Source organism: Paludisphaera soli, assembly GCF_011064595.1.
In the GTDB taxonomy this organism is placed as follows: Bacteria; Planctomycetota; Planctomycetia; order Isosphaerales; family Isosphaeraceae; genus Paludisphaera; species Paludisphaera soli.
In genome coordinates, this window is sequence record NZ_JAALJI010000007.1 from 297946 (window position 1) to 320712 (window position 22767).

The 22767-nt window shown below is 62.7% G+C and carries 20 protein-coding genes and 3 pseudogenes; 9 read left to right on the forward strand and 14 right to left on the reverse strand.

The annotated features are described in order from the left end of the window. Positions 1-12 precede the first annotated feature (12 nt). Complete coding sequence (locus G6O68_RS12225) at positions 13-525, forward strand: hypothetical protein (RefSeq protein ID WP_165248050.1); 513 nt, start codon at positions 13-15, stop codon at positions 523-525. Positions 526-729: 204 nt separating this feature from the next. On the opposite strand, the gene G6O68_RS12230 is transcribed toward G6O68_RS12225, so the two are convergent. The 4 genes from G6O68_RS12230 to G6O68_RS12245 form a co-directional block, all read right to left on the reverse strand. Beyond that, positions 730-2289: an alpha/beta hydrolase gene (locus G6O68_RS12230; RefSeq protein ID WP_165248052.1), complete on the reverse strand. Its 1560-nt coding sequence runs from the start codon at positions 2287-2289 to the stop codon at positions 730-732. 258 nt (positions 2290-2547) lie between these two features. Beyond that, positions 2548-3675, reverse strand: coding sequence for a hypothetical protein (locus tag G6O68_RS12235; protein ID WP_165248054.1), 1128 nt, complete (start codon positions 3673-3675; stop codon positions 2548-2550). Positions 3676-3726: 51 nt separating this feature from the next. Then, complete coding sequence (locus G6O68_RS12240) at positions 3727-4758, reverse strand: hypothetical protein (RefSeq protein WP_165248056.1); 1032 nt, start codon at positions 4756-4758, stop codon at positions 3727-3729. 83 nt (positions 4759-4841) lie between these two features. After that, the gene (locus G6O68_RS12245) at positions 4842-5861 is read right to left on the reverse strand and encodes a caspase family protein (protein WP_165248058.1); all 1020 of its coding nucleotides are present in this window, start codon (positions 5859-5861) and stop codon (positions 4842-4844) included. 109 nt (positions 5862-5970) lie between these two features. Here G6O68_RS12245 and G6O68_RS12250 point away from each other — a divergent pair, with 109 nt between their 5' ends. Beyond that, positions 5971-7851, forward strand: a complete 1881-nt coding sequence (locus tag G6O68_RS12250; protein WP_165248060.1) for an nSTAND1 domain-containing NTPase — start codon at positions 5971-5973, stop codon at positions 7849-7851. A 2-nt stretch (positions 7852-7853) separates the two neighbouring features. Here the strand turns inward: G6O68_RS12250 and G6O68_RS12255 are convergent, their stop codons facing one another. Further along, complete coding sequence (locus G6O68_RS12255; protein WP_165248131.1) at positions 7854-8474, reverse strand: IS5 family transposase; 621 nt, start codon at positions 8472-8474, stop codon at positions 7854-7856. On the opposite strand from G6O68_RS12255, the gene G6O68_RS12260 reads away from it, so the two are divergent. Beyond that, the gene (locus tag G6O68_RS12260) at positions 8366-8818 is read left to right on the forward strand and encodes an ATP-grasp domain-containing protein (protein ID WP_240911145.1); all 453 of its coding nucleotides are present in this window, start codon (positions 8366-8368) and stop codon (positions 8816-8818) included. The two genes, G6O68_RS12255 and G6O68_RS12260, sit on opposite strands and share 109 nt — an antisense overlap. A gap of 419 nt (positions 8819-9237) precedes the next feature. Further along, positions 9238-9764, forward strand: a pseudogene (locus tag G6O68_RS33570) (ATP-grasp domain-containing protein). A 16-nt stretch (positions 9765-9780) separates the two neighbouring features. Here G6O68_RS33570 and pth2 read toward each other — a convergent pair. The 3 genes and pseudogenes from pth2 to G6O68_RS33575 form a co-directional block, all read right to left on the reverse strand. Continuing rightward, positions 9781-10149 carry an aminoacyl-tRNA hydrolase gene (gene pth2, locus G6O68_RS12270; RefSeq protein ID WP_165248062.1) on the reverse strand — a complete coding sequence of 123 codons (369 nt, stop codon included), beginning with the start codon at positions 10147-10149 and terminating at the stop codon, positions 9781-9783. A gap of 15 nt (positions 10150-10164) precedes the next feature. Continuing rightward, positions 10165-10464 (reverse strand): hypothetical protein, encoded by a 300-nt coding sequence (locus tag G6O68_RS12275; RefSeq protein ID WP_165248064.1) that lies wholly within the window; start codon positions 10462-10464, stop codon positions 10165-10167. Positions 10465-10570: 106 nt separating this feature from the next. Then, positions 10571-11098 (reverse strand): annotated as a pseudogene (locus tag G6O68_RS33575) (hypothetical protein); the annotation flags it as partial. A 648-nt stretch (positions 11099-11746) separates the two neighbouring features. On the opposite strand from G6O68_RS33575, the gene G6O68_RS12285 reads away from it, so the two are divergent. Both G6O68_RS12285 and G6O68_RS12290 read left to right on the forward strand, forming a co-directional pair. Beyond that, positions 11747-13879 (forward strand): TerD family protein, encoded by a 2133-nt coding sequence (locus tag G6O68_RS12285; protein WP_165248066.1) that lies wholly within the window; start codon positions 11747-11749, stop codon positions 13877-13879. After that, positions 13876-14577 carry a DUF4291 domain-containing protein gene (locus tag G6O68_RS12290; RefSeq protein ID WP_165248068.1) on the forward strand — a complete coding sequence of 234 codons (702 nt, stop codon included), beginning with the start codon at positions 13876-13878 and terminating at the stop codon, positions 14575-14577. Before G6O68_RS12285 ends, G6O68_RS12290 begins: the two co-directional genes overlap by 4 nt. A 329-nt stretch (positions 14578-14906) precedes the next feature. Here G6O68_RS12290 and G6O68_RS12295 read toward each other — a convergent pair whose 3' ends face one another. The 3 genes from G6O68_RS12295 to G6O68_RS12305 all read right to left on the reverse strand — a co-directional run bounded on the left by G6O68_RS12295 (position 14907) and on the right by G6O68_RS12305 (position 18712). After that, the gene (locus tag G6O68_RS12295) at positions 14907-16802 is read right to left on the reverse strand and encodes a hypothetical protein (protein ID WP_165248070.1); all 1896 of its coding nucleotides are present in this window, start codon (positions 16800-16802) and stop codon (positions 14907-14909) included. A gap of 161 nt (positions 16803-16963) precedes the next feature. After that, the gene (locus tag G6O68_RS12300; protein WP_165248073.1) at positions 16964-17773 is read right to left on the reverse strand and encodes a hypothetical protein; all 810 of its coding nucleotides are present in this window, start codon (positions 17771-17773) and stop codon (positions 16964-16966) included. 51 nt (positions 17774-17824) lie between these two features. Then, complete coding sequence (locus G6O68_RS12305) at positions 17825-18712, reverse strand: hypothetical protein (protein WP_165248075.1); 888 nt, start codon at positions 18710-18712, stop codon at positions 17825-17827. 458 nt (positions 18713-19170) lie between these two features. On the opposite strand from G6O68_RS12305, the gene G6O68_RS12310 reads away from it, so the two are divergent. Beyond that, a complete protein-coding gene (locus tag G6O68_RS12310; protein WP_165248077.1) occupies positions 19171-19641 on the forward strand; it encodes a DUF4291 family protein in 471 nt (156 codons plus the stop codon). Between the two features lie 9 nt (positions 19642-19650). On the opposite strand, the gene G6O68_RS12315 is transcribed toward G6O68_RS12310, so the two are convergent. From G6O68_RS12315 to G6O68_RS12325, 3 genes are all read right to left on the reverse strand, one after another. Further along, positions 19651-20133, reverse strand: coding sequence for a hypothetical protein (locus tag G6O68_RS12315; RefSeq protein WP_165248079.1), 483 nt, complete (start codon positions 20131-20133; stop codon positions 19651-19653). 67 nt (positions 20134-20200) lie between these two features. Next, positions 20201-20758: a hypothetical protein gene (locus tag G6O68_RS12320; RefSeq protein WP_165248081.1), complete on the reverse strand. Its 558-nt coding sequence runs from the start codon at positions 20756-20758 to the stop codon at positions 20201-20203. A 329-nt stretch (positions 20759-21087) separates the two neighbouring features. Beyond that, positions 21088-21288 (reverse strand): hypothetical protein, encoded by a 201-nt coding sequence (locus tag G6O68_RS12325; protein ID WP_165248083.1) that lies wholly within the window; start codon positions 21286-21288, stop codon positions 21088-21090. Positions 21289-21364: 76 nt separating this feature from the next. Between G6O68_RS12325 and G6O68_RS12330 the strand changes: the two genes are divergently transcribed. Continuing rightward, the gene (locus tag G6O68_RS12330) at positions 21365-21745 is read left to right on the forward strand and encodes a MerR family transcriptional regulator (RefSeq protein ID WP_165248085.1); all 381 of its coding nucleotides are present in this window, start codon (positions 21365-21367) and stop codon (positions 21743-21745) included. Positions 21746-21835: 90 nt separating this feature from the next. Continuing rightward, a pseudogene (locus G6O68_RS12335) lies at positions 21836-22767 on the forward strand (hypothetical protein); the annotation flags it as partial.

Consider the following 22767-nt stretch of genomic DNA (forward strand, 5'->3'; position numbering starts at 1 on the left):
CGGGGCCACGTCATGATCCTCGACCCGGACGACGCCGAGCGGTTCTTCACGCTGCACAAGGCGCTGACGCTCTTCGTCAACCGGCGGCTCAAGATCGCCGAGCCGCCCGCCAAGTCGCAGGGGCTCGTCGCCCTGCCGCCGCCGCAGCGGCTCAAGGTGCGGGACGCCCTGGTCGAACACCCCGACCTCATCGACGCCTTCGTGAGAGAGAATCCCTCCAAGCTCGAACCGGACGACCTGGCCGTCGTCCGCTCGTGGAAAGACCTCGTGGCGGGCGAGTTCTACGTCCTGCGGTTCCTCAAGAAGCACACGATCTTCCTCACGGCGAAGGAACCGACCGTGGCCTACGGCGTCCTGGGGCTGAGCGACCCGCTGGACGATGTCATCGACCAGCCTCTCCCTTTCTACTGCAAGACGGTCCTGCTGCCCTTCCGGGACCGGATCGTCCACGACGGGCTCCTGTCGGGCTACAACGTGATCATCGGCGGGAACATGACCAGGAAACTCAACGCCGCCAAAGAGTAGGCGCTGCGGAGGGAACGAGATCGGACGGTCGAGCAGGCCCGAGTGGTTGGTCGGGTCAGCCTGTTCCTGGAAAGCGTCGGGCTGGACGAGGCCGACGACAGCCTCCAGACCCTTATCGACCGGCTCCGGGCCGAGGTGGCGGGCCGCAGTACGTGTGGCGAAGAGCGGGGCCAGCATTGTGCAGCAAATCAGTATAGATAAAAATTAATTGTTTAAGTTAGAGTCGCTAAAAGAAGAAGTTTGCTTGATTTTCTGAAGGAACTCCAGCAGTTCTTTAGATACTTCTGCGGCCTGTTCTTTCATGCCTTCCAGATTCTTTGGAATAGCCAATTCTTTGACTATGATTGGTTGCGATTTAACCTCTTTGTTAATTATGGCTGCTCGGACGGTAACAGTATATCCCCCGTTGTTTGGCGAATCAGACACGTAGCCAGCGACGCAGATGAATGGCGCTTGTTTGCGGAACTCTTCAACGAGGTCTTTGGGAGGGGCGCCTCGATACTGATAAATGCTTAGGGGGTCTTCGCCTTTGCTCTTTTCTGCATCAACTTGAGATTGCAATAGGTTGCTGAGGATGTACCCTGGAAACATTCCGCCCACGAAGACCTCTCTCGCTGAGGTTGAGTAATTATCAAAGTTGTAAACCCTTAATTTTAGGTTGTCGGATGAACTGTCTGTCCGGTCGCCTTCCGCACTAGAACCCTTTTCGGTCGATCCCGAGATCTGCCCGGCATGGCGATCGTCTGCTGGTATCTTTTGATGATTGATAATCGCATGTTCCCCTGCCGGATTGACCTCGTTGGGATGCCCGGTGCCTAACACACTGCTTGCGACGTAAAGGCGCAATGATATGATTGCGATTGCAAACATGGTGATCAGCCATCTAAGCGGGAGTATCCCCAGCACTGATACCCACAACGGAGTCGTGGGCATCTTGACCTCGAAGTCCGTCCCCCGATATTCTCCCCACTTGATGAAGGGGTCCCAGTAATACTCCACGAACTCCGGCTCGAAGTACTGGCCGTGCCCCCCAGCGTGAAACCGATCCTTGACCAGCACGGCACCGAAGCCGTGCGTGCCCGAGGCCCCATAGCCCCAGCTCGCCGACTGGGCCAGGACCGGCCAGATGTCGGCCTTGCCGCACTCGTTGACCACCTTGTCGTCGTCGAACCGGCCCTGGTACTGCTCCCAAGGGAAGTCCTGCCGCAGGACCGAGCCGCAGAGGATTAGGCGATGGATCTGGAGGTCGAAACCTCTCTTGAGGATCTGGCCCACCACGTACGTCCCAAAGCTGTGGGCGATGATCGACAGCTTGGCGTCGGGACGCTCCTTCCGGTACTTCTGGAGTGCCACCCGGATCTGGACGTAGACCTTCTCGACCGGCCTGCTCCTCGTCCAGAACGGGAACCAGAACCGGAAGGCGTCGAAGTAGCCGTACCGGATCGGGATGACCTCGACCTGGCCAGGCACTTCGAGTTTCGACCGGACCATCGGCCCCCAGTTGGCTGTCGTCCTGATCCCGTGGATCAAGAGGACGACCTGATAACCGTCTACTTCGCCTGATGATGGCGTGGCGGCTCCCAGTTCGACGACTGGCTCAGTAGCCACTACCGCCGGATTCGGCACGGGCCGGGGCGGCTCGGGCGAGACCGCAACGGCTGGATTACCATTCGTAGCAGGGATTGGGACGTACAGGCCGAGTTGGAGCCGACCCTTAGCCGTGATCGAGGCGAGCAGACCCGTCTGGGCCCTTGCGACCTCCACGTAGCCCTCTCCTTCGAGGGTCTCGGTCCAGTCCCGGACGTCCTTGAGAGCGATGCTAGTACGCTGGGCGACCTGGGCGTCGATGACGAAGCCGGCGGCGTCCTTCGGCTAATCCTGGATCGCCTGTAGGACCATCTTCTGGGCACCGAAGAGCTTCGCCATTACTTTCGACCTCATGCCAATTACGTTCGATCGTTTCGCCCGATGATCCGGCCCAATTACGACGTCCTACGAAGAGTCGGAAACGAACAACTGCGATTATTGACCGCCTGAGCCCTCGAAGCCCGCCAGCCACCAGATGCAGTTTTGAAACAGCTTATCGTTATCGGTGTGCTCGTCTCCGACGAACTCGTTCAGGAAGACCTTCCAGGCCCCGACCACAATGACCCTTCCCCGCCCGGCCCTCGAAGCAACCAGGAAGGGAAGGTGGCCCCGAGACTCGACGGTGTAATCCTGAACGAGGATCAAACGATCAGTATCGTCCTCGCTACGTCCCCTCGCCCTCATCCTGCTGCATACGGCGTCGGTCTCGACCAGGAGGTCAGCCCCACCCTCGGCCTCGACCGTGCAGGCGGATTGGAACGTAACACTACGAACCCCGTCGAGGATGGGGTGGCCCTCCGGGACGGCCCGGAGATCGGTCGTCACGGCGAGGCTACGATCGACACCGATGACCTGCTTCCTGCAACTGAGGTAGTCGTCCTTCTCGGTGGACATGATCAAATCGGTGGCGAGCCGCACGCCGAGGCGTCGGAGGAGGGCGTTCAGGTTGGTCTCGTGGTGCCGCTCCATGAGGTATGTCCCCAGGGCGAGCAGGCCGTGGCCCTCCTCGACCCAGGCGGCGATGGCCGAGCACTCGCCCGGCGTAAGATCGGCCCTGAGAGTAACAGGGAGGACGAGCACAGTGAAGGGATCGAGAACTTCACGGGTAAGTTCAGACTGGGGGTTCGAAGCGAATGGGGCGACACCTCGCATGCCCTCCAAGGCTCGACTGTAACCGATGCTTGCGGTCGGACGACCGACCCATCGGTCCTGCCCGTGCGCCTCGTCGAGCAACAGGGAGACCCCTGGTCTTCCCTCAACCGGGTTAGGCGGATAGGGGGATGGGTTTGCTTGCGGCGTCGGGGGCGGTTTCTTTGCGATAGGCTCCGAGGGGCTGAGTTGGAGCCGGCCCTTCGCCGTGATCGAGGCGAGCAGCCCGGTTTGGGCATTTGCTACTTCGACGTACCCCTCGCCTTCAAGGGTCTCGATCCAGTCTCGGACGTCCTTCAGGGCGATGCCAGTGGTCTGTGCAACCTGGGCGTCTGTGACGAAGCCGGCGGTGTCCTTGGGCGAGTCCTGGATCGCCTGGAGGACCAGCTTTTGGGCACCGAAGAGCTTGGCCATGGTCTGCTCCCGTACCCGAAGTTAGCCCCGGCACTTTGCACTCTCTAAATATCAAGAAAATCTTTGCGGCGGTGGGTGGATCAACCGCTCGGCAATGATCCATTGGTGTGACCGAACGACCTTTTCGTAACCCCGAAGCAATCCCCCAACGATCTCGTCGATCTTCGCCAGTGCCAAGGTCTTCTTAACCCTGTCAAAGTCGCCGATCGCCGTCGTCAACTCGACCCGCAACTGCTCGAAACGACTCGGGGACAAAGTGAATCCAACGTAGAGACGGAACCCGCTCCCTTGGAGAATGAACCTGCTCCCCCGGCATCCCTGGATCATGCCCAACCATCCGGCGACCTCATCTGGCTTCGAGCCGAATAACATCCTTAGACACGCAAGAAGGTTCCCTCTCGGCTGGTTCGGCCACCAGGATTCGTCAAGGCTACCGTAAGACTGCGAAGTTCGAAAGTAATCGACAATTGAGGTCAGGAAGCTCAAGAGGCCGTAATGTAGCCGTTCCTCTGGGGTGGTGGCCAAGTCGATTGTTTTCTTCTCCTGCGACTCCCAAAACATAGGAATGGATTCGGTCAAGGCTACGACCTTGATCCTGTCGGACTGGGTGAAAAGGTGATCGTTCTCGAGCCTATCGAAAATCGGGTGTCCGGGTCCGAAGCCCTTTTCCCAAGCGGAGATTTGCTCCCGATACTTTCGGAAATGCGTTAAGTATGACTCGTGGACGGCCTCCAGGTGGTCGTAGATAGGCTGGACTAGGCTGAGGTATTGTTCACCAATCTTCCGCCCAAGGTCTCTACCAAGTCGGTTCGTCTCATCGAGCAGATCGATGATCGGCTCCACACCAATGTGGTCCGCCCCCTTGTAAGTCTCCTGGGCTGAGTCCCGCCGGAGGGCCAAGCGACCCTTCGCCGTGATCGCCGCCCGCATGCCGTCAGACGTCCGAACGAGATCGACAAAGCCCTCTGCGTCGAGTGTCTCGATCCAATCCCTCACATCGCCGGTCGTGATCCTAGTTTTCTCGGCGACTTGGCTGTCGTATACGAAGCCATCATCAACGGCTCGTGACAAGTCCCTGATCACCTGGAGGACCAATCGTTGTGCACCGTATAACCTGGACATCGTATGGGGCCACCTCCCGAGAGCTTGGGGTAATGCGATCCCCGTCACGCCATGTGCATCAACAGCACTCGCCCCGTCATCTGCCCGAACATCATCGGTCGCTGGCGGTCGCTTCCCATCTTCCGGTCGATGTAGTCGTACAGCGAGTTGATCGTCACCTCGCCCTTGTTGGCCGCCTCGCCCTTCAGCCCCTTCAGCAGGGCGTCGGTGAACAGCCCGTGTGCCCCCTGCTCGTAGGAATATTGGGTGGGCGTGCAAGCGGCGACGATCAGCTTGCCCTGGCCTTGGGCGACCTCCAGCGTCCGGCTGATGACCTCCCGATCGTCTTGCCCGCCCGACAAGTCACGAGGGATAATCCCGCCGCTGTGGCAGAAGTCGAGCCAGAGGAAGGCCCGCTGGCTCGGCGAGGCGTCGAACGCCGCCTTGATCTGCATTAGGGGGACGCCGTTGGTGGCGATGTCCTTGACCGTGGTGTCGTGGGCGACGAAGTAGTATTGGCCGCCAACGACTGCACCGTGTCCGGCCAAGTAGGCGAACACGGCGTCCTCGGCCTGGACGTTCGAGAACGTCGAGTCGATCGCCTCCAGGACGGCCTTTTGAGTCGCCTCGTGTTCGACCAAGCTCTTGACGTTCTGGCCGGGGAACTGCCCCTGGTCCGACCCGAGGAGCTTCGCTATCTCCCGCACGTCGTTGGCCACGGCGGGTAGTCTGGGGATGGGAGGCGGATAGTCGCTGACGCCGATGACTAGGGCACGCTCCCGTCCCGTCCGACTCCTAAGTCGGACCGGCTCCTGGGCCAGCGTGGCGGCTTGCTCGGGGAACGGGCGGTATAAACCTAGTGCCAGGCGGCCTTTCGGCGTGATGCTTGCCTTCATTCCGCCCTCGGTCAGGGCGAGATCGACGTACTCGTCCTGATCCATGGTCAGGAACCAGTCCCTTATGTCCCGTAGGGCGATCTGGGTAGATCGGGCGAGCTTTGCGTCCTCAATGAAGGCCGTGGTATCGCCCTGGGCCTCCTGGATCGCCTGGAGGACCAGCCGTTGAGCGCCGAAGAGTCTGGGCATTGCAGGCAACCTCGCCAGTCCGTCCTCGATTTCGACTCGAAGCCCTGGTTCGTCAGGGGAGCGAGGGCTTAGAATAGCCGTGAATCAAGGGGGAAACAATGCCCTTGCGATGTTCCTGAAGCAAGCTCAGCTTATCGGTTTGCGGCGATCCTACCGGCGGAATTGGGAGACGACGATGCCCACCGGCTCAGAGCGGTTGGTCCTGGCGGCTTGCGACGAACTGGCCGGGCACGGCAGCGGTTTCATCCTCGCTTCCGTCATCGCCGGGAAGACGGGGATGGGGCCAGGTGCGGTCCAGGTCTGTCTGCGGGGCCTTGATCGTGATGGGTTCATCGATCTTGTACCGCTCGATAACGGCGACCTGGCGGCTTCAGTCACTCCGAAAGGGCGGCAAGAACTGGCAAAGGATGAAGGAGATGTCAGAAGGCCCATCCCGAAACCCACTGAGCCGAGCCCGATTAAGGTCGTTCCCAAGGGGCTGAAGTCGTTCGACAAGGACGAGGCCGAACTCTTCATCAAATTGCTCCCCGACTATGAGGGTGAGGCAAAGCTCCCCAACAGCATCGCTTTCTGGAAGGCGGGGATCGAAGGCAGGGACGCCGATCGAGGGTTCCGGATCGGTGTGATCTATGGACCCTCGGGCAGCGGGAAATCCTCGTTCGTCAAGGCGGGGCTCCTGCCGAGATTGGGCGACCACATCACGGCGATTTATCTCCAATCGACAGCAGGCGAGACGGAAGCGAGACTGCTCGGTGGCCTCCGCAAACGATGTCCCGACCTGCCTGAGAGCTTGCGGCTGGCCGAGGCGCTCGCAGCCCTGCACGATGGCAATGGATTGCCACAAGGCAAGAAGATCCTGCTGATTCTGGATCAATTCGAGCAATTGCTAGTCGCATGGAATGGCGACAGGGATGCCGAATGGGTGAGCGCCCTCCAATGTTGCGACGGCGAGCGAGTCCAGGCCCTCCTCCTAATGCGGGACGAATACCTGCCGGCGACGATCAGCCTTCTGGAGGAGTTGGGTAGGGACTTCAAATTTGATACCGACCGGAACGCCCGCCGATACGATGCGTTCACCCGAGGGCATGCTCGGGAGATCCTCGTGGCATACGGCAGGGGGAGTAAGCAGATCCAGGCCAACCCCTCCCCCGAGCAAGAGCGATTCCTCAAAGCCGCCCTGGAAGGGCTGCAGTCCTACGGAAGGTATCTACCCGTACGACTCGCCCTATTCGCACAGGTGTTCCAGGAGAGATCCTGGACTCGCAAGGAACTCGAACTGGTCGGAGGAGTCGAGGGGATCGTCGTTAGGTTTCTGGAGGAGACCTTCGAGTCGCAGTACGCCGATCCCAGGTATCGGCGGCACCAGAAAGCTGTCCAGTCGGTCCTGAAGGCCCTGTTGCCCGAGGGCGTCACGGACATTAAGGGCCACAAGCGTTCGTATGGCGAGCTTCTGGAGGTGTCGGAATATGCCGCTCGCCCGGAGAGGTTCGAGGACCTAATCAGCATCCTCGACGGAGAACTCCACCTCGTCACTCCCACCAACACGGAAGGGGAGGATGATGGGCCTCCGAGGCCAGGGGAGAGCAGCTATCAACTCACGCACGAATTCGTCGTGCCGTCGATTCAGGATTGGCTAACTCGAAGGCAGCAAGAAACCAGGCGAGGGCGGGCCGAATTGAGGCTGTCGCAATTGACCGCTCGTCAAAACTGGATGGATAATCCCTTTGTGCCAGCAGGAACGATGGAACTACTTTTGATAAAATGGCACACACGCCATAGCGTATTGAATCCGAACGAGCGCCGCTTTCTCGAAGATAGTTTTAAGCCTTTCAGCCTGGCGATCGCATTTTCCAGCAAGATCCAGAATATCGCAATCAAATCTGTGTTTTATGCTTTTCACGGAGTCAGAATCGCCATCGTCTTAGTTGTAGCCGCATTTACAGTTCTATACATCGCTGACAGGTATCTACACTTCCTGCCTCGCAAATAGCCTTAGGTCGTGTTGACGGATAGGGCGATCTTTCTTATGTGGATGAATCCGAAGACTAGCCGCACCAGGCCCAGGAAGACTTCCCTGAGCTTCTCGTACCGGGTGGCGAAGCGGCGGAACTGCTTGGCCTTGGAGAAGGCACGCTCCACCCGGTTCCTCTGCTTGTAGGTCTCCTTCATCACCTCGTCCCACGGCCACGGGTCCGTCCGGTTCTTCCGGTTGGGGATCACCGGCAAGGTGTCGTGATCGTCCAGGATGGCCCCCCGGATCTCGTCCGAGTCGAACCCCTTGTCCCCCAGCACCTCGTCGATCCGGCCGACGGCCTGCTTCGCCTTCTCCAGCACCGGCAGGGCCAGCGGGGCGTCGTTGCGTTGGCCTTCGGCGATGTCCACGGCGATCAGCCCGTCCTCGTCGGTGACGACGGCGATGACCTTCGTCGAGGGGCCGCCCTGGGACCGGCCGATCGCCTGGGCCGCCGCCCCGCCTTTTTTTTCGAAGCCCCGGCGGAGTGCTGGTGGGCCCGCACGATGGTCGAGTCGATCATCACCCGGACCGTGCCCTCGAAGGCGGGCCGGGCGGCCATCTCCTGGAACAGTTTCTCCAGCCGCCCCGAGGCGATCCAGCGTCCGAGCCGGTCGAGTGGGCCGCCGAGTTCCGCTTCTTCGTCCGGGACCGCCGGGTCCACGCCTGGTCGCCCTACTGGCTGAACGGGTCTTTGGCCCGCAAGGAGGACGAGTGGGTCGTCGAGCCCGAGATGGCGGCGGTCACGAGAGGGCTCGTCGATCGGTTGCTCGCCGACCCGGAAGTTGACTTGCCGGTCGCCCTCGTCCTCGACGCCGGGGTCATCAAGGGCCGAAGTCCGGCGCTGGTCGAGGCCAACGAGGCGTCCGGGGCGGGGATCTACGGCTGCGACCCCCGTGACGTGCTGGAGGTCCTGCGGGCGGCGACGAGCCGGACGGTCGGATGATCGAAGCCTTGGGGGCCAGATCGGAGGCTTCAGGCATGCTCCTGGTCTTCTGCCGTGACCCGCAGGAGCCGTCTCGACCGGACCGGGCGTTCGGGGCCGAGGTCGCCGCCATCGAGCGGCTCGGGCTCCCGTACGTCATCTTCGATTATGATGCCCTGGTGCGGGGTGACGAGCCCGGTCGAATAGTAAGTCAGCTACCCGAGCGGCCCGAGCCGGTGCTCGCCGCCTACCGGGGCTGGATGGTCACGCCCTCCCAGTTCCGGGTCCTTCATGACGCCCTCGCCGCCAGGAACATCCGCCTGATCAACGACCCCGATCAGTACCGCCACGCCCACTACCTGCCCGAGGACTACCCAGTCATCCGTGGCCACACCCCACGATCCGTGTGGCTGACCGGCGACCTGGGCATCGAGCGGATCATGGAGGCTCTGGTCCCGTTCGGGGACGCCCCCGTGATCGTCAAGGACTTCGTGAAGAGCCGGAAGCACGAATGGGCCGACGCCTGCTTCATCCCCTCTGCGGCCGACCGAAAGGCCGTCGGTCGGGTTGTAGGGCGCTTCCTTGAACTCCAGGGGAACGACCTGAACGAAGGGCTGGTCTTCCGGGAGTACGTCGAGTTCAACCCCATCGGCGTCCATGCCAGGAGCGGCATGCCGCTGACGGAGGAGGACCGGGCGTTCTGGCTCGACGGAAAGCCGATGTTCTGGGCACCCTACTGGGCCGAGGGGGAGTATCGGGCCTCCAGGCCGCCGATCGACGACTTCGCCGGGGTCGCCGCCGCCGTGCGGAGCCGCTTCTTCACGATGGACCTGGCCAGCGGCGGGACGGCGGCTGGATGATCGTCGAGGTCGGCGACGGCCAGGTGTCCGGGCAGCCGAGGCAGTCCGAGGCCGACCGCTTCTATGAGGCTCTCGCACGAGCGTGGGCCGGGTCATCACCCTCGTGATCATGGCCGCCTCCGGTCAGAGCAGCCTGAGGTGGCCGGTGATCGGGTCGATCCGGTCGGGGAAGTCCGGCCCGACGGCGCAGCAGGTCGGTGTCGGGACGCCGTGGAACTCGGTCCGACCCGCATCGACGCACAGGTGGGCCATCACACCAGCCTCCTGGGCCGCTTTGAGGACCCCGAGCAATTCCTCCTCGGAATCCACCCGGACGCAGACCTTGGTGAACGGCCCGTCCAGCCACCGACCCTCGGCCTCGGTGAATGTGAAGCCGGGCTCCCGGATGCGGAGGGACAGCCAGATCATGGCGGCGTGGGCACCCTGGGCGATCTCCTTGCCCCGCCTCATCCCCAGGTCCCGACGCATCACGATCACCTGCTTGGGCTCCATCGATTCCCCCGTGTCTCAATGCTCGTCGGTGCCGCCCTTGCGGGACAGGTAATCGGCCGAGATCGACTTGAGGATCACCCGGCCCGAACCACCCAGGGCCGGGTCGTACCGCTCGACGACCGGCGTGACGACGCACCCCTCCCGGCCCCCGAACTTCCCCGCCGCATCGGGCGGGCACATGGTCGTCGGGCCGTAGGTCTGCTCCTCGACCGCCTCCCACGAGAACGGACCTCGGTACAGGTGCGGGACCGCCTCGACCCCGAACCGGGCGAACTGGGCCGCCTTCTCGTTGCAGCCCAGGTACTTCCCGTCCACGGACAGGTCGAAGGCCCGGAACCCCTTGGCCCCGTTCCCCCAGCCCGTAGGCCATGTCCTGAACGCCGCTGCCGTAGAGTTCGCCGAACAGGACGACGCAGTGCTCGCCATCGCTCAGGTGCCGGAGGAGGTCACGCACCGCCTCGGTCATCGGCCGCCAGAAGTCCGACGGCCTGCCCTTCCGGTCCACCTCCTTCCGCCTCACGTCGTTCGACCCGGCCATGAACTCGAAGGTGTCGCCGGCCTCGCCCGGCACCCGGATGAGCCCCAGACGGCAGTTCTTGCCGTGGAGCTTCTCGGTGATGACGACCTCCTCGCCGGGCCGGATCACGTCGGGGAAGTTGCGGATGTTCTCGATCTCGGTGTAGCCGTGGAAGGCGGCCACGGGCGGCAGGGCGTCCCCGTCGGTCGGCCGCACGGGCGGATCGAACTTGGTGACGCTGTAGTGGTCCTTGACGTCCAGGCCGACCTCCCAGGCCGGATCGACGGCGTGGTCGATCGTCCCGTAGCTGGGCTGGCCCCGGAGCCGGGCGGCCCGGACCCGTAGGCCCGGCTTGCGGGTGCCGTCGATCTCCCTCGGCAGAGGGGCGAGGTACTTGTTGATGCCGAGCCGGTCGGCCAACTCGGGCGGCATCACCGTGTCGGGCGGGAAGTAGACGATACAATCGCCGGCCTTCAGTCCCAGCGCCTTCTGGACGATGACCTGCCATCCCTTGACCGTGATGAATTACAGCGCATCGGCGTTGGGGTGCGGGTAGACCGCCTTGACCTCACAGACCTCGACGACCAGCGTGCTCATGGCGGCCTCCTTCCGACGTCCTACTGATACCGACAATTTGTCCGAGAAAGACCCTCTCGGATAGGTCCCGGTTCGCTCCCGCCAGGCCATTGCGTCCATCGAAAGGTCTAAGAGCCCCGAACATCCGAGGAACCTGGCGTGTCAGTGCGGTATTCGTTCGTTCGACTCGATCGCCAGCAGCATGAGCGACGGCTGGGACGACGGGCCGGACGACCCGGAAATGAGTACGGGGTGCTATCGAGGCAGCGGCTCGCCCCGTAAACTATCAACCCAGCACGAGGGACGCCGGCACCGCCGGCAGGGCTGACCCCCGCCTCGTGGTTTGGCACAGGCTATGGTGTGGGTTCCTTCTCTTTTCTGAACAAAAACTACCCCGCCGCTTTCCTGCGCCTCTTCCATCCGGGCCAACCCGCAGGACCGATCGCCCTCCGGTCGAGGATCGGCCTCGGGCTGCATCCCAGTAACCTCTCCCGAGCGGCATCGATGGACGTGCGACCGACCGACACCTCGATTTACCTGACGAAGCGGGTCAGGGTCGTGCTCGACGAGGGCGGCGGCGAGTGCCCCACATCGGTGATCGCCACCTTCAACAAGAACCTGGAGTCGCTCGGCTTTGCCCTGTCTCGGGCGCTGTTCGAGAGGCTACGGACCCATCACGTCGAGAAGGTCGCCCGACTTTTCAAGGAGATCGTCCCGGTCCTCGAATCCATGGTCGGTGCCCACCGGCAGTTCCGCCCGATGTACCCGAACTTCCCCGCCCAGGTTATGGAGGCCTCGGACCTGGAACTCTACGTCAACGCCATGGCCCATTACTGGGGCAGCTTCGTGGCCGACGTCACGGGCCAGCCGGGCTACGTCATCCTGCCGAGCTACCCGAAGGCCGAACGGGACCCGCTCAAGGAAGAGGTCCGGCTGCGGGTCATCGACCTGGGGTCGAAAGCCGACTTCGAGCGGATCTTCACCGGGCTGGTCGGGTCCAACGGCTCGCTCTCGGACGACGACAAGGCGGCCGTCGCCTGGTTCGTCGGGACTTACGGAGAGGACCTGCTACGGCTCCTGCCGCCGGAGGTCCCGCAGAAGGAGAACCTCGCCCTCCTGGCCGGGCTGCTCCTGAAGCGGTCCGAGCCGACGTTCCTTTTGCCGCACCTGAAGACGGCCACCGACGTGCTCCGGGTCGCCGTCGTTCTGTCAGGCGGCGACGTGTCGCTGGCGGCCCCGACCAAGTTCCAGAAGTTCACCCGGCGAGAGCGGCGGTTCCTGCTGCGGGCGCTGGAGGACTGCGGCGAGATCACCGAGGACATGCTCCGCTGGCGGGGATACTGGACCCGGCTGGGGGAAATCCTCCATCCCTCCGAGTACAAGGACCGCTTCCCCAAGGTCCACGAGGCGTTCGACACGATTCGCAATGACAGGCCGTATACGGGTTTCAACTCGAAGGTCGAGGCCGGCTTGAAGGGTCGGGAACTCGGCCCGGTCATCGAACTCCTCCATCAGAGGCCGGGGGTGTTCGCACGCCGACTCGACCACATCCTTCGGCTCGGGGGCGGTCCGGGCTGCGTGGAATCGTTCCTCCGGGTTGCCGATAGGGTCGCCACCCCGGTGCTCGTCCAGGTCTACAACCACTTCAAGGGGCGCTCCGAGCCGCACTTGCTACGGACCTTCTTCCCGAAGGGCAACGTCGCCAAGGTGCAGGTCAAGGAGGAGCCCCTGCCCCCGCTGCCGCACGACATGACGGCCTCGGTCGCCGACGGCGTGCGGGCCGCCCTCGTCCGGCGGTTCGCCGCCCTGCCGCCGCTGGGTAAGGTCTGGGTGGACGAGGGGCTGAGGGACTACCTCGTCCCGTTCGCCCGCCGGTCGGCCAGCAAGGCACTGCGGACGGTGGCCAGGGGCTCCCGGCTCGACCTGCCCGATGGGAACACGATCCGCTTCTTCCTCTGGTGGAAGAACGGCGACCACCGCACCGACATCGACCTCTCGGCCGTCCTGCTCGCTGAGGACTGGAAGCGTCTGGGTTACGTCGCCTATTTCAATCTGCGGGAGCCCGCCCTCGGCTGCTGCCACAGCGGTGACGTCGTGGACGCCCCGGAGGGAGCCTGTGAGTTCATCGACCTGGACGTCGTGGCGCTGCTGGCCGGGGGCGTCCGCTACGTGGTGATGAGCCTGAACTCGTTCACTAGGCAGCCGTACTGTGACCTGCCCGAGTGCTTCGCCGGCTGGATGGCGAGGGAGCGACCGCAGTCGGGCGAGGTGTTCGAGGCCCGGACGGTCCGGGACAGGATCGACCTGGCCAGCGACACGACGGCGAGCGTCCCGGTGGTCCTGGACCTGCGAGAGCGGCGGGTCGTCTGGGCCGACGTCGCCCTGCGGAGTGCGGGGTGGGCCAACAACGTCCACGCCAACCGGGACAACCTCACCCGCCTGGCACGGGCGGTCGTCGGGCTGGACCGGCCCAACCTCTATGACCTGTTCCTGATGCACGCCGAGGCCAGGGGCGAGTCGTCCGTCAGGGACCGTGCCGATACCGTGTTCTCGGCCCACGAGGGCGTGACGCCGTTCGACACCGACAAAATCCTCAGCGAGTTCCTTGCCTCAAGGACGTTCGCTGGACCGCCATGAACCTGATCACCGAGCCCTACCTCTCCCAGAACGCCCGTTGGCCCCGGTCCGGCCGCCACATCCTGGCCCAGTTCGACGCTGATTCGGTCGTCATATACCTGGCGTACCGGCCCGAGATCGGCCATTTCGCCGCCCGGAACGGCTACTTCGGCGGCGAGTTCAGCCTGAGCCGGATGAGTTGGGTCAAACCGAACTTCTTGTGGATGATGTACCGCTCGGGCTGGGGCACGAAGGAGGGCCAGGAGGTGACGCTCGCAGTCCGGCTGCGGCGGCACGCCTTCAACGAGATCCTCCGGCTGGCGGTCCACTCCTCCTTCACGCCCGAGGTCTATGGGACGCAAGAAGAGTGGAGGCGGGCCGTCGCCGGCTCCGACGTCCGGCTTCAATGGGACCCCGACCATGGGCCTGCCGGGAACCCGCTGGAGCGTCGGGCGATCCAACTTGGGCTCCGAGGCGACGTCCTGGCCAGGTACGCTAGAGAGTGGCTGCTCGGGGTCGAGGTCATCTCCGACTTCGTGGCCGAGCAGCGGGAGAATGCGAAGGCCCCTTACGAGCGGCTGGTCACGCCACGGGAGGAAGTCTACCCCGTGGCCGACCCTCTGGTCGTCAATCGGCTCGGGGTTATCCGAAGCGGGCAGTCACCGGGCACAAGAATTCTCATGAGGCAGGAAGCGATCCACGAGAGCCGAGATACTTGAAGCAAACCCAGTAGCGGCTCCCACGTCACGATGCCCCGCATGCCGACGACTCAACGCTCTGGTGTCCAGAAGATCGGAACAATCACTCGAACAGGCCAACGATCTTCCGCACGTTCTCGGCCCCCAACTTCTGGCCGAGATCCTTCACGGCGGCCATGTCGTCGAGCAGGTCGGTGTCGCATGTAGTGGCCCGCTGCGTGTGTTCCTTAGGTGAGAGAACCTTCGGCGCTCCGGCGGTCTCCGCTGCCTTTCGCCCCGGCCACCACCGCTCCGATTCCTGCCCGGACTGCCTTCTTCCGGTTCGACTTGATCGAGCCGTCATCTGCCCGTCAGGACTCTCCAATTGAAGAGTCCTTGGCAGATTCGATCAGTTCGAGCAGAGCCAGATTCTTGACGGCTCGTATTTCGGCCACCTCCAGAAGCATGCGTTTGTTCAGTCTCAACGCCTCCTCAATCGTCCGCACATCGAACTCCTGGCCCAGGTAGTTCGCCACTCGAATTAACTCGCCGAGGCTTCGCTGGTCAGGGAAGGATGTTCCGAACATCGTGATCAGGAAGAGGATGTCCTTGATCGTGTAGACCGTCTCATCGCTGTTGGCCACGAGTTCAACGTCGGCGAGGTAGATCGTATTGCTGGCTGGCCAGGGGTCCTCCACGAATTGAAGGCTGAACCTGCCGAAATCGTCCTTGTGCAGACCCTCGGACACTTTTTCGACGACCTGATAAGGCTGGTCGCTCGGCCTCAACTCGATCACGTAGTTGTGACCGGGCGGCACGACCACGCCGGGGATTTGCGGCAAGTCCCTCAGCCGCCAGGTCTTTTTGACATTGACCCTGACCTGTGTGATGAATGCCGGTCGAGACCCCATGTTCGTCAGCTTGAGGTCGAGGCGAGGCGCACGGGCATCGCCCTCGTAGTCCATGAAGGAGGCCGAAGCGATGTCAATATCCTCGGGCAACACCGGCTCGGGTGGCAGGGACCGCTCGCCTGATCGGGGTTCCGTATTCTGTCTCACAAGACTGCTATCTCTCGCATCTCCAGGAGAAACCTGCGAAGCAGAATTCACACCCACATAACCTGCGAAGGCGATCATCCCAGCTAACGAACCTGCGAGCAGCCACTTCAGCGGCAATATCCCCAACACCGACACCCGCCACGGCGTCGTGGGCATCTTCTTCTCAAACTCCGTTCGCTCGTACCCGCCCTTCTTGATGAATGGCTCCCAATATTTCTCCACGAACTCCGGCTCGAAATACTGCCCGTGGCCCCCGCCATGAAAACGGTTCTTGACCAGGACCTCGTTGAAGAACCCGTGCGTCCCCGAGGCCCCGTAGCCCCAACTCGCTGATTGGGCCAGGACCGGCCAGATATCGGCCTTGCCGCACTCGTTGACCACCTTGTCGTCGTCAAAGCGACCCTGGTACTGTTCCCAGGAGAAGTCCTGCGGCAGCACCGAACCGCACAAGATGAGTCGGTGAATCTTGAGGTCGAACTCCCGCTTCAGGATCTCCCCGACGACGTAGGTCCCGAAGCTATGGGCGACGATCGACAACTTGGCTTCGGGACGCTCCCTCCGGTATTTCTGCACCGCCACCCGGACCTGCTTGTAGACCTGCTCGATCGGCTTGCCCCTCGTCCAGAACGGGAACCAGAACCGAAAGGCGTCGAAATAGCCGTACCGGATCGGGATGACTTCGATCTGGCCGGGGACTTCGAGTTTAGACGCCACCATCGGCCCCCAGTGGGCCTGAGTCCTGATCCCGTGGATCAGGAGCACGACCTGAAAGCCGTCTACATCGCCAGTTGTCGGCGTGACGGCCTCCGGTCCGCTGGATGGCCAGGTCGGCTGAGGTGGGACCGGGGGCGATGGCGGTTGGGCTGTCGGGGCAGTAGGGGGCTCGGCGGTGGCCGCTGGGGGCGACTCAGTTCGAGGTGGCTCGGAAGAGCCTGCACCGGCAAAGGTGCCGTGTGTAGTGGGGATCGGCTCGTACAAGCCGAGTTGGAGCCGACCCTTCGCCGTGATCGAGGCGCACAGTCCCGTCTCAGTCCGTGCGACCTCGACATGACCCTCGCCTTCGAGCGTCTCGATCCAGTCACGCACGTCCTTGAGGGCGATGCTGGTACGCTGGGCGATCTGGCCGTCGGCGACATAGCCGGAGGCGTCCTTGGGCGAGTCCTGGACCGCCTGGAGGACCAGCTTTTGAGCGCCGAAGAGCTTGGCCATTGCCTCACCTCAGTCTTGCTGCCGAACAGCCGACCTTCTGCCTTCTCGACCCATCCGTCGCAGCCGATCGATCCTTACTTCACGCCGATTCCGCACATTCTTGTCAGTTTCAATAACAGCTTGCACATTGTCTTATTCATAAGCACCAAGGCACTCGCTGCTCAAACACGGTCGAGCAAGCTAAAATCCAGCATTACAATGATGTCATTCAAACTAATTCCTGATGTTTCTGCATACTGCTTGATGTCAGGCCAAGCGTTCCACCCCGAGTTGCAAGCTATCACCTCAATATAGCCGTTACCTTCGGCGTCTTGATTAACCTGAATCATTCCAGAATGCTCAAGCACCGCAAGCTCTCGACGTAGCTTCTCTGGCTCCAACCGGAGATACCCTTCGAGTTCATCGATCATCACGGCCATGCCACCAGGCACCCCGATTGTTACACGAAACAGTGAAGTATTAGGCTGCGCCCGTTCCAATATGTGTAGAAAGAGCAACCTTGAATGAGCAGTCAGTCTTTGGAGTTTTCCCAGATCAATGGACAATAGTGAACGGGAGTATTCAAGCTCCGAGTCGCTGAGTTTCCACCCAAGAACCTTATTCATTCCGGCCAATGTAATGGAGGGTTTGCTTTGAATTGAAGGATACCTAATGAAATCGTTTAGGGGCAGCGAAACCGATTGCCCCGAGTCGCCTGTCCCTTGGCTCGCTGAATTCGCCTTCGGCAACGGTTCGCTCATCCTGAGCGTCTGCTTACCCTTGGCGGTAACGTAGGCGCTGAACCCTTCGGTCCTCCGAGCCCTCTCGACGAGTCCTTTGCTTTCGAGTGTCTCCAACCAATCTCGCACATCCGAGACTTGCATCTTGGACTCGACGGCGATGCGGCTGTCCTCCACGTAGCCGGACATGTCCCCTTGGAGGTCCCGGAGGGTAGTCAGCACCATCCTCTCGCCGCCTTCGAGCTTCATCATGGCCGTAACCCCGTTTATCGGCACGCTGAGTTCAGACCCGGAGGGACATGCTCAGGACAGGGGACAGACCCCCTCGAACTCGATGACATGGGGGTCACGATTCGTGTACTTCTTCCGCCGCCGCCCCCTGAAAGCGACTTGGACCCCGCCATCTGCAATCGGCCCCAGTGCCAGTCTCGTGACTTGCTCGACGACATCTCCGGCCTTCAGGGCGAAGATCGCCGCCAGCCGGGCGAGGCGAAGGTAGAGTGCCGGATCGCTGCTGAACTGGCTGTACAGATCACGGATAATGCACCGCTCGACGGGCAAGTGAGCGCCGGTTCCCTGAATGAAGATTTCGAGCAGGGCGGCGTCGTCGAAGTGCCGGTGTTCGTTGGTCGGCGGCGGCGGGTCGTTCAGCAGGATGCGGCGGGCACGAAGCTCGGCGATGTCGTCGGCTGTAAAATGCCTGCCGTCGACCTGGGTCGCTGACTCGGTGGATCGCCCGCCGTACTCGATGTCCTTCGGCCTGAGCCGGACAGTCCAGTCCAGCCCTTCGCCCGCCGACTCCGACTCGACGTGCTCGACGGCCACGATCAAGGCATCGTTGCGATGGGCATAGGCGATGGAGTCGTCCCTGCCCCTGCGAGGGGCTCGGATTGCCTGCAAGGCGGCATCGTCCTCAGAGCCGTTCGACGGGACCACGACGGTCAGGATACTGCCGCTCTGCCGCACCGACTTCGCATTGAAGAAGTGGTCGTGCAGCAGGACCCAGTTGCCGGACGAGTCGATCACGAGTTCCGAGCGTCTAGGCGTCTGATCATAGGCATCCTGCTCTGGCTGCCAGGTGCTCTCGGTGCCGACACCGCCGGAGAAAGGGCGATACTGCTCTAGGGCTAGCCGACCCTTCGCCTCGATATGGGCCTCGAAGCCCCCGATGGTGCGGGTCAGTGCGACCAAGCCCCCTTCTTCGAGAGTCCGAAGCCAATCTTGAACGTGCGGCAAGGCAATCTGGGTTTTCTGGGAAATATCGGCGTCGGCAACGAAGTCGGAACCTCCGTCATGGAGATCTCTAAGCGCTTGCAGGATCGCACGTTGGGCACCGTGCAACTTCACGACCACGCCTCGAAGATTAGAAGGAGACTTCGACTTAAACCAATCATCCCCACCGGGAGACTTGCATCTTAACCGGAACGCCATGACTTTGGTAGACTTAGGCCAGAACGTAGTCAGGGGGAACGGGCTATGGCGCTGCAGGGTCCGGCACGGAAGGTCCTCCAAGCGATGACCGAGTTGACGACTGACTCGGCGGGCTATGTCGAGGACCGGCGGATCGCCCTGCACGCCAGCTTATCCATCCAAGAAGTCGTGGATTGTCTTGAGACTCTGGAGGGCAAGGAAAGCGTCCAGCGGTCCTTGTGGAAGGACGGCTACAGCGCCTACTTCACGGCTCGGGGGCGTCAAGAACTGCGGCGTTCGCTCGTCGTCTCCCCGGATGGCAACGGAGTTGGAGGCCAAGAGGCGGTCAGGGTCGTCCCCAAGGGGCTGCTGTCCTACGACGAGCACGACGCCGATTTCTTCCTGGACCTGCTCCCCGGCCCCCGCCGTTCGGACGGGCTCCCGGAGATCATCCACTTCTGGAAGACCCGGACCACGGGCCGTCCGGCATCCCCGTCGAGCAGCGGGCCATCCAGCCCGGCCTGCGGGGCGACGTCCTGGCCAGGTACGCCAAGGAGTGGCTGCTCGGGGTCGAGGACATCTCCGACTTCGTGGCCGAGCAGCGGGAGAATGCGATGGCCCCTTACGAGCGGCTGGTCACGCCACGGGAGGAAGTCAACTCGGTACCCGATCCCGAGGTCGCTTCACGGCTGGGGTCGTCGGAGACCTGATGCGGTGGTCTATGATCCGGGAAGACACGGGATGAAGACCCCGGCCGGCCGATCCGCATGAAAGGCGTAGCCGTTCTCGTCCAGGGCGTTGAACACCTCCAGCCAGCCTTGATCAAGCCCGATCACCAACCTCGTCCAGATCTCGACCGGATTCCCTCCGATCGACATCTCGCCTTTGCCGAGCATCACCGATCCGATCGAGGCACCGACGGCGGCGTTGATCCCCTCCACGCCGTTGCTGACCCACCGGATCGTCGAGTCCCCGATCGGGAACGGGAGGGACGAATCATCGGTGAGCCACAGGTCATCGAACCGTGACCATGAGATAGCCAGGAGCCTGTCCGAGCCGGTGTAGAGGCGGATCGGGAGGTCGGGCCTGCTTCCCCAGGTGCCATCGTCGAACAGGAGTTCCGCCGTCTCGTAGCGGGTGATCGTCTCGCCGATGGTCGCAGCGAGATGCCTCTGGATACCCCTGACTTTGAGGTCGATCATCGGCCGGGACTCGATCCGATGTATCGGGACGTTCTCGAAACCTGACTCGTGATCGGGACTCGCCGGGTCAGTCGATCCTCAACTCTGTCCTAACGCCCCGAAGGTCCATCTCGTACTCGATCCCGACGATCGGCGGGCGGCTGTAGAACCACCGGACCCCGTGAGCGGCGGCCGGGCCGACACGCCGGAGGATGACCTCCGGTAGGAGGCGGTCGATCGGGTGGACCGTGTAGATGTCAAAGGCGGTGACGGCGGGCCAGTCGCCGCCGAGGCCCCGAAATCGGTGCTCCATGAGGTCCATGACGAAGGTCGCCTTGGCGGCGATGCCTTCCGGGGAGGTGCCCCCGGCACGGACCATCCCCTCGGCCGCCAGGATACCCTCGGGCAGTTCCCCCGCCCCGGCGACGACGAAGGTCGGCGGCAGCGACGGGTCGCAGGGCCTCGAATGCGAGAACCCGTAGGGCACCGGCTCGGCGGGCGGGCCCACCTCGGGGGCGACGTTGGTACGGGCGACCGGGTTCACGTCATCGACGAACAGGCCCCACCCCTCCAGGATGCGGGCATGCCCGGCGTTGAACTCGGCAAGTCCGTCGAAGCTGAAAGGGCACGGCGACCGGAGTTCCACCCCGCAGAGGGCCGGCTAGAATTAGCATGCAATTACTATTAACTTGAATCAAGCGTTGGCTTGCACAGATTAGAGTTGCCATCCACCCCTGTTTTGTAGTCGCATGTCACTGTGCCAGGCGGCCAGAAAGCCGCCAAAGTGATAAACGAATCTCAGGCCCGCTTTTTGAAGCAACTCCGGATTCGGAGTGGAGGGAGGATCAACGCCCTCCGACCAGAGTCCGCCATTTTGAGCCGCAAACCGGTAGGAACGGGTGGAGATTCTCCACTCCACCGGGGCGGCATCTCCTTACAGGAGTGGAGTGGAGCGGTTGGCCGTTCTCCACCCCGTCAGTCGTCGCAGGGCAGCCCCGACAGCTCTTCGTACCGCCCGTCGGCGACCGACCTGGCATACCCCGCCGCCTCGCCCATCGAGGCCAACTCGGCGACCTTCCGGCCGTCCACGAAGACGTAGGCGAGCCGCCCTGCGTGGCGGATTCGCATGGATACGGCGACGATCAGCCGCCCGGCGGAGTCTTGATATTGTATCATGGAATATTGTATGATTATGGTGGCGATTTTCTATCGCAAAATCAAATCTTCCGAATAGATAGAGCATGGAGGCTCTATGACGATGCACTATCTCCTCGGCGAGGTCGCCGTGATCCTGGGATGTCGACCCCACCAGATCGATTATCAGCTCAAGACCCGGCAAGTCCCCGAGCCAGAGAAGAGGATCGCCAACAAGCGGCTGTTCTCGGAGCGGGACATCCTCAGACTGGCCCGCAAGCTCCGTGTCGAGCCCGACTGGTCGGTCGTCGAGCGGGCGTCCGAGCCCGCAGCCCCCGATCCGGCCGAGGGCCTGGCGCTGAGGCCGCCGTTCGAGGTGGTGCGGGTCGGGGAATCAGGCTGCGAGGTGCGGGACGGCGACGGGGCCGTTTTCGCCTGGGCGTCGGACCGGGCCAAGGCGTTGATAATCGCCGGGCTGCTCGAAGGGGCCGTCTTATGAGGATCATGCCCAGCAGGCATGAGGGGAGCCGCCGTTGATAACGGCAAGTTGGAGATGCAGCTGTAAAGCGTGAGCGTTATGAAGAAGAGAATGAGCGAAGTTTGGAAGTTCCTCGCCCCGTTGATCAGCCCGTGGGACTTCGGCTGGAGGTGGGACGGCGGCATCGCCCGGCCGACGAAGGCGGACGTGATCGAGGCGTTCAACGCCCGGCGGCACGGCAGGTACAGGTGGACGAGGAAGAAGATGACGGCCCACTTCTCGGGCGAGCGGACGCTCTACTTCGCCGCCGACGGCAGGGCCGGGACGAAGCTCGTCCTCGGGATGATCGACATCGATTGCCACCGCAGGGGATGCCTCGAACACGCCCTCGCCTTCGCCGAGCATCTGAAGAAGTTCCTCCCGAATCTGTACGTCGAGCCCTCCACCAACGGCAAGGGCGTCCACGGCTACTTCCTGCTGATGAAGGGCGACCTCGGCGACCGATACGCCCGCACCCTCTTCGCCCACATCCAGGTCTGGGCGGAGGTCGAGTACGACCGCTGGCAGGCGGCGAACCCCGACAAGCCCATCGACGGCGTGGAGATCAAGGGCTCGCCCGCCCGGCTGGAGTGGTCGCCCGACGGCCGCCTGGAAGACATGACGATGGGGACGTTGGCCAAGCTCCCCCGGCAGGTCGTCGATCGCCTCGACGAGTTCCGGTCGACGAGTCGGATCTCGATCAAGACCTTGAAGGAACTGCTCGGCCAGGTCGTCCTCGGGGAGGGCCTGACCGGGAAGTTCGTGCGTGAGCGCCTCGGGAGGCCCAGGGCGTCCGCCGCCGTCGCTCCGGCCTCCATGTCCTCGGCGAAGAAGACGACCGCCCGAAGAGGTTCCACGTCGGGTCATGCGGTCGATGAGAGATATCTCCATCAGCTGCCCATCTACCGGAAGGTCGCCGAGGGCCTTATGGAGGGGCCGATCCCGACGAGCGGGCGTGCCGTCGCCTCGGTCGAGGACGTGGCGATCTTCGTCATGCTCCTAGT

Coding starts and splice junctions, on each gene's coding strand:
- G6O68_RS12225 (WP_165248050.1), top strand. CDS start 13: ATGATCCTCGACCCGGACGACGCCGAGCGGTTCTTCACGCTGCACAAG.
- G6O68_RS12295 (WP_165248070.1), bottom strand. CDS start 16,802: ATGGCCAAGCTCTTCGGCGCTCAAAAGCTGGTCCTCCAGGCGGTCCAG.
- G6O68_RS12285 (WP_165248066.1), top strand. CDS start 11,747: ATGGACGTGCGACCGACCGACACCTCGATTTACCTGACGAAGCGGGTC.
- G6O68_RS12315 (WP_165248079.1), bottom strand. CDS start 20,133: ATGATCGACCTCAAAGTCAGGGGTATCCAGAGGCATCTCGCTGCGACC.
- G6O68_RS12235 (WP_165248054.1), bottom strand. CDS start 3,675: ATGGCCAAGCTCTTCGGTGCCCAAAAGCTGGTCCTCCAGGCGATCCAG.
- pth2 (WP_165248062.1), bottom strand. CDS start 10,149: ATGGAGCCCAAGCAGGTGATCGTGATGCGTCGGGACCTGGGGATGAGG.
- G6O68_RS12245 (WP_165248058.1), bottom strand. CDS start 5,861: ATGCCCAGACTCTTCGGCGCTCAACGGCTGGTCCTCCAGGCGATCCAG.
- G6O68_RS12290 (WP_165248068.1), top strand. CDS start 13,876: ATGAACCTGATCACCGAGCCCTACCTCTCCCAGAACGCCCGTTGGCCC.
- G6O68_RS12330 (WP_165248085.1), top strand. CDS start 21,365: ATGACGATGCACTATCTCCTCGGCGAGGTCGCCGTGATCCTGGGATGT.
- G6O68_RS12250 (WP_165248060.1), top strand. CDS start 5,971: ATGTTCCTGAAGCAAGCTCAGCTTATCGGTTTGCGGCGATCCTACCGG.
- G6O68_RS12325 (WP_165248083.1), bottom strand. CDS start 21,288: ATGATACAATATCAAGACTCCGCCGGGCGGCTGATCGTCGCCGTATCC.
- G6O68_RS12300 (WP_165248073.1), bottom strand. CDS start 17,773: ATGATGAAGCTCGAAGGCGGCGAGAGGATGGTGCTGACTACCCTCCGG.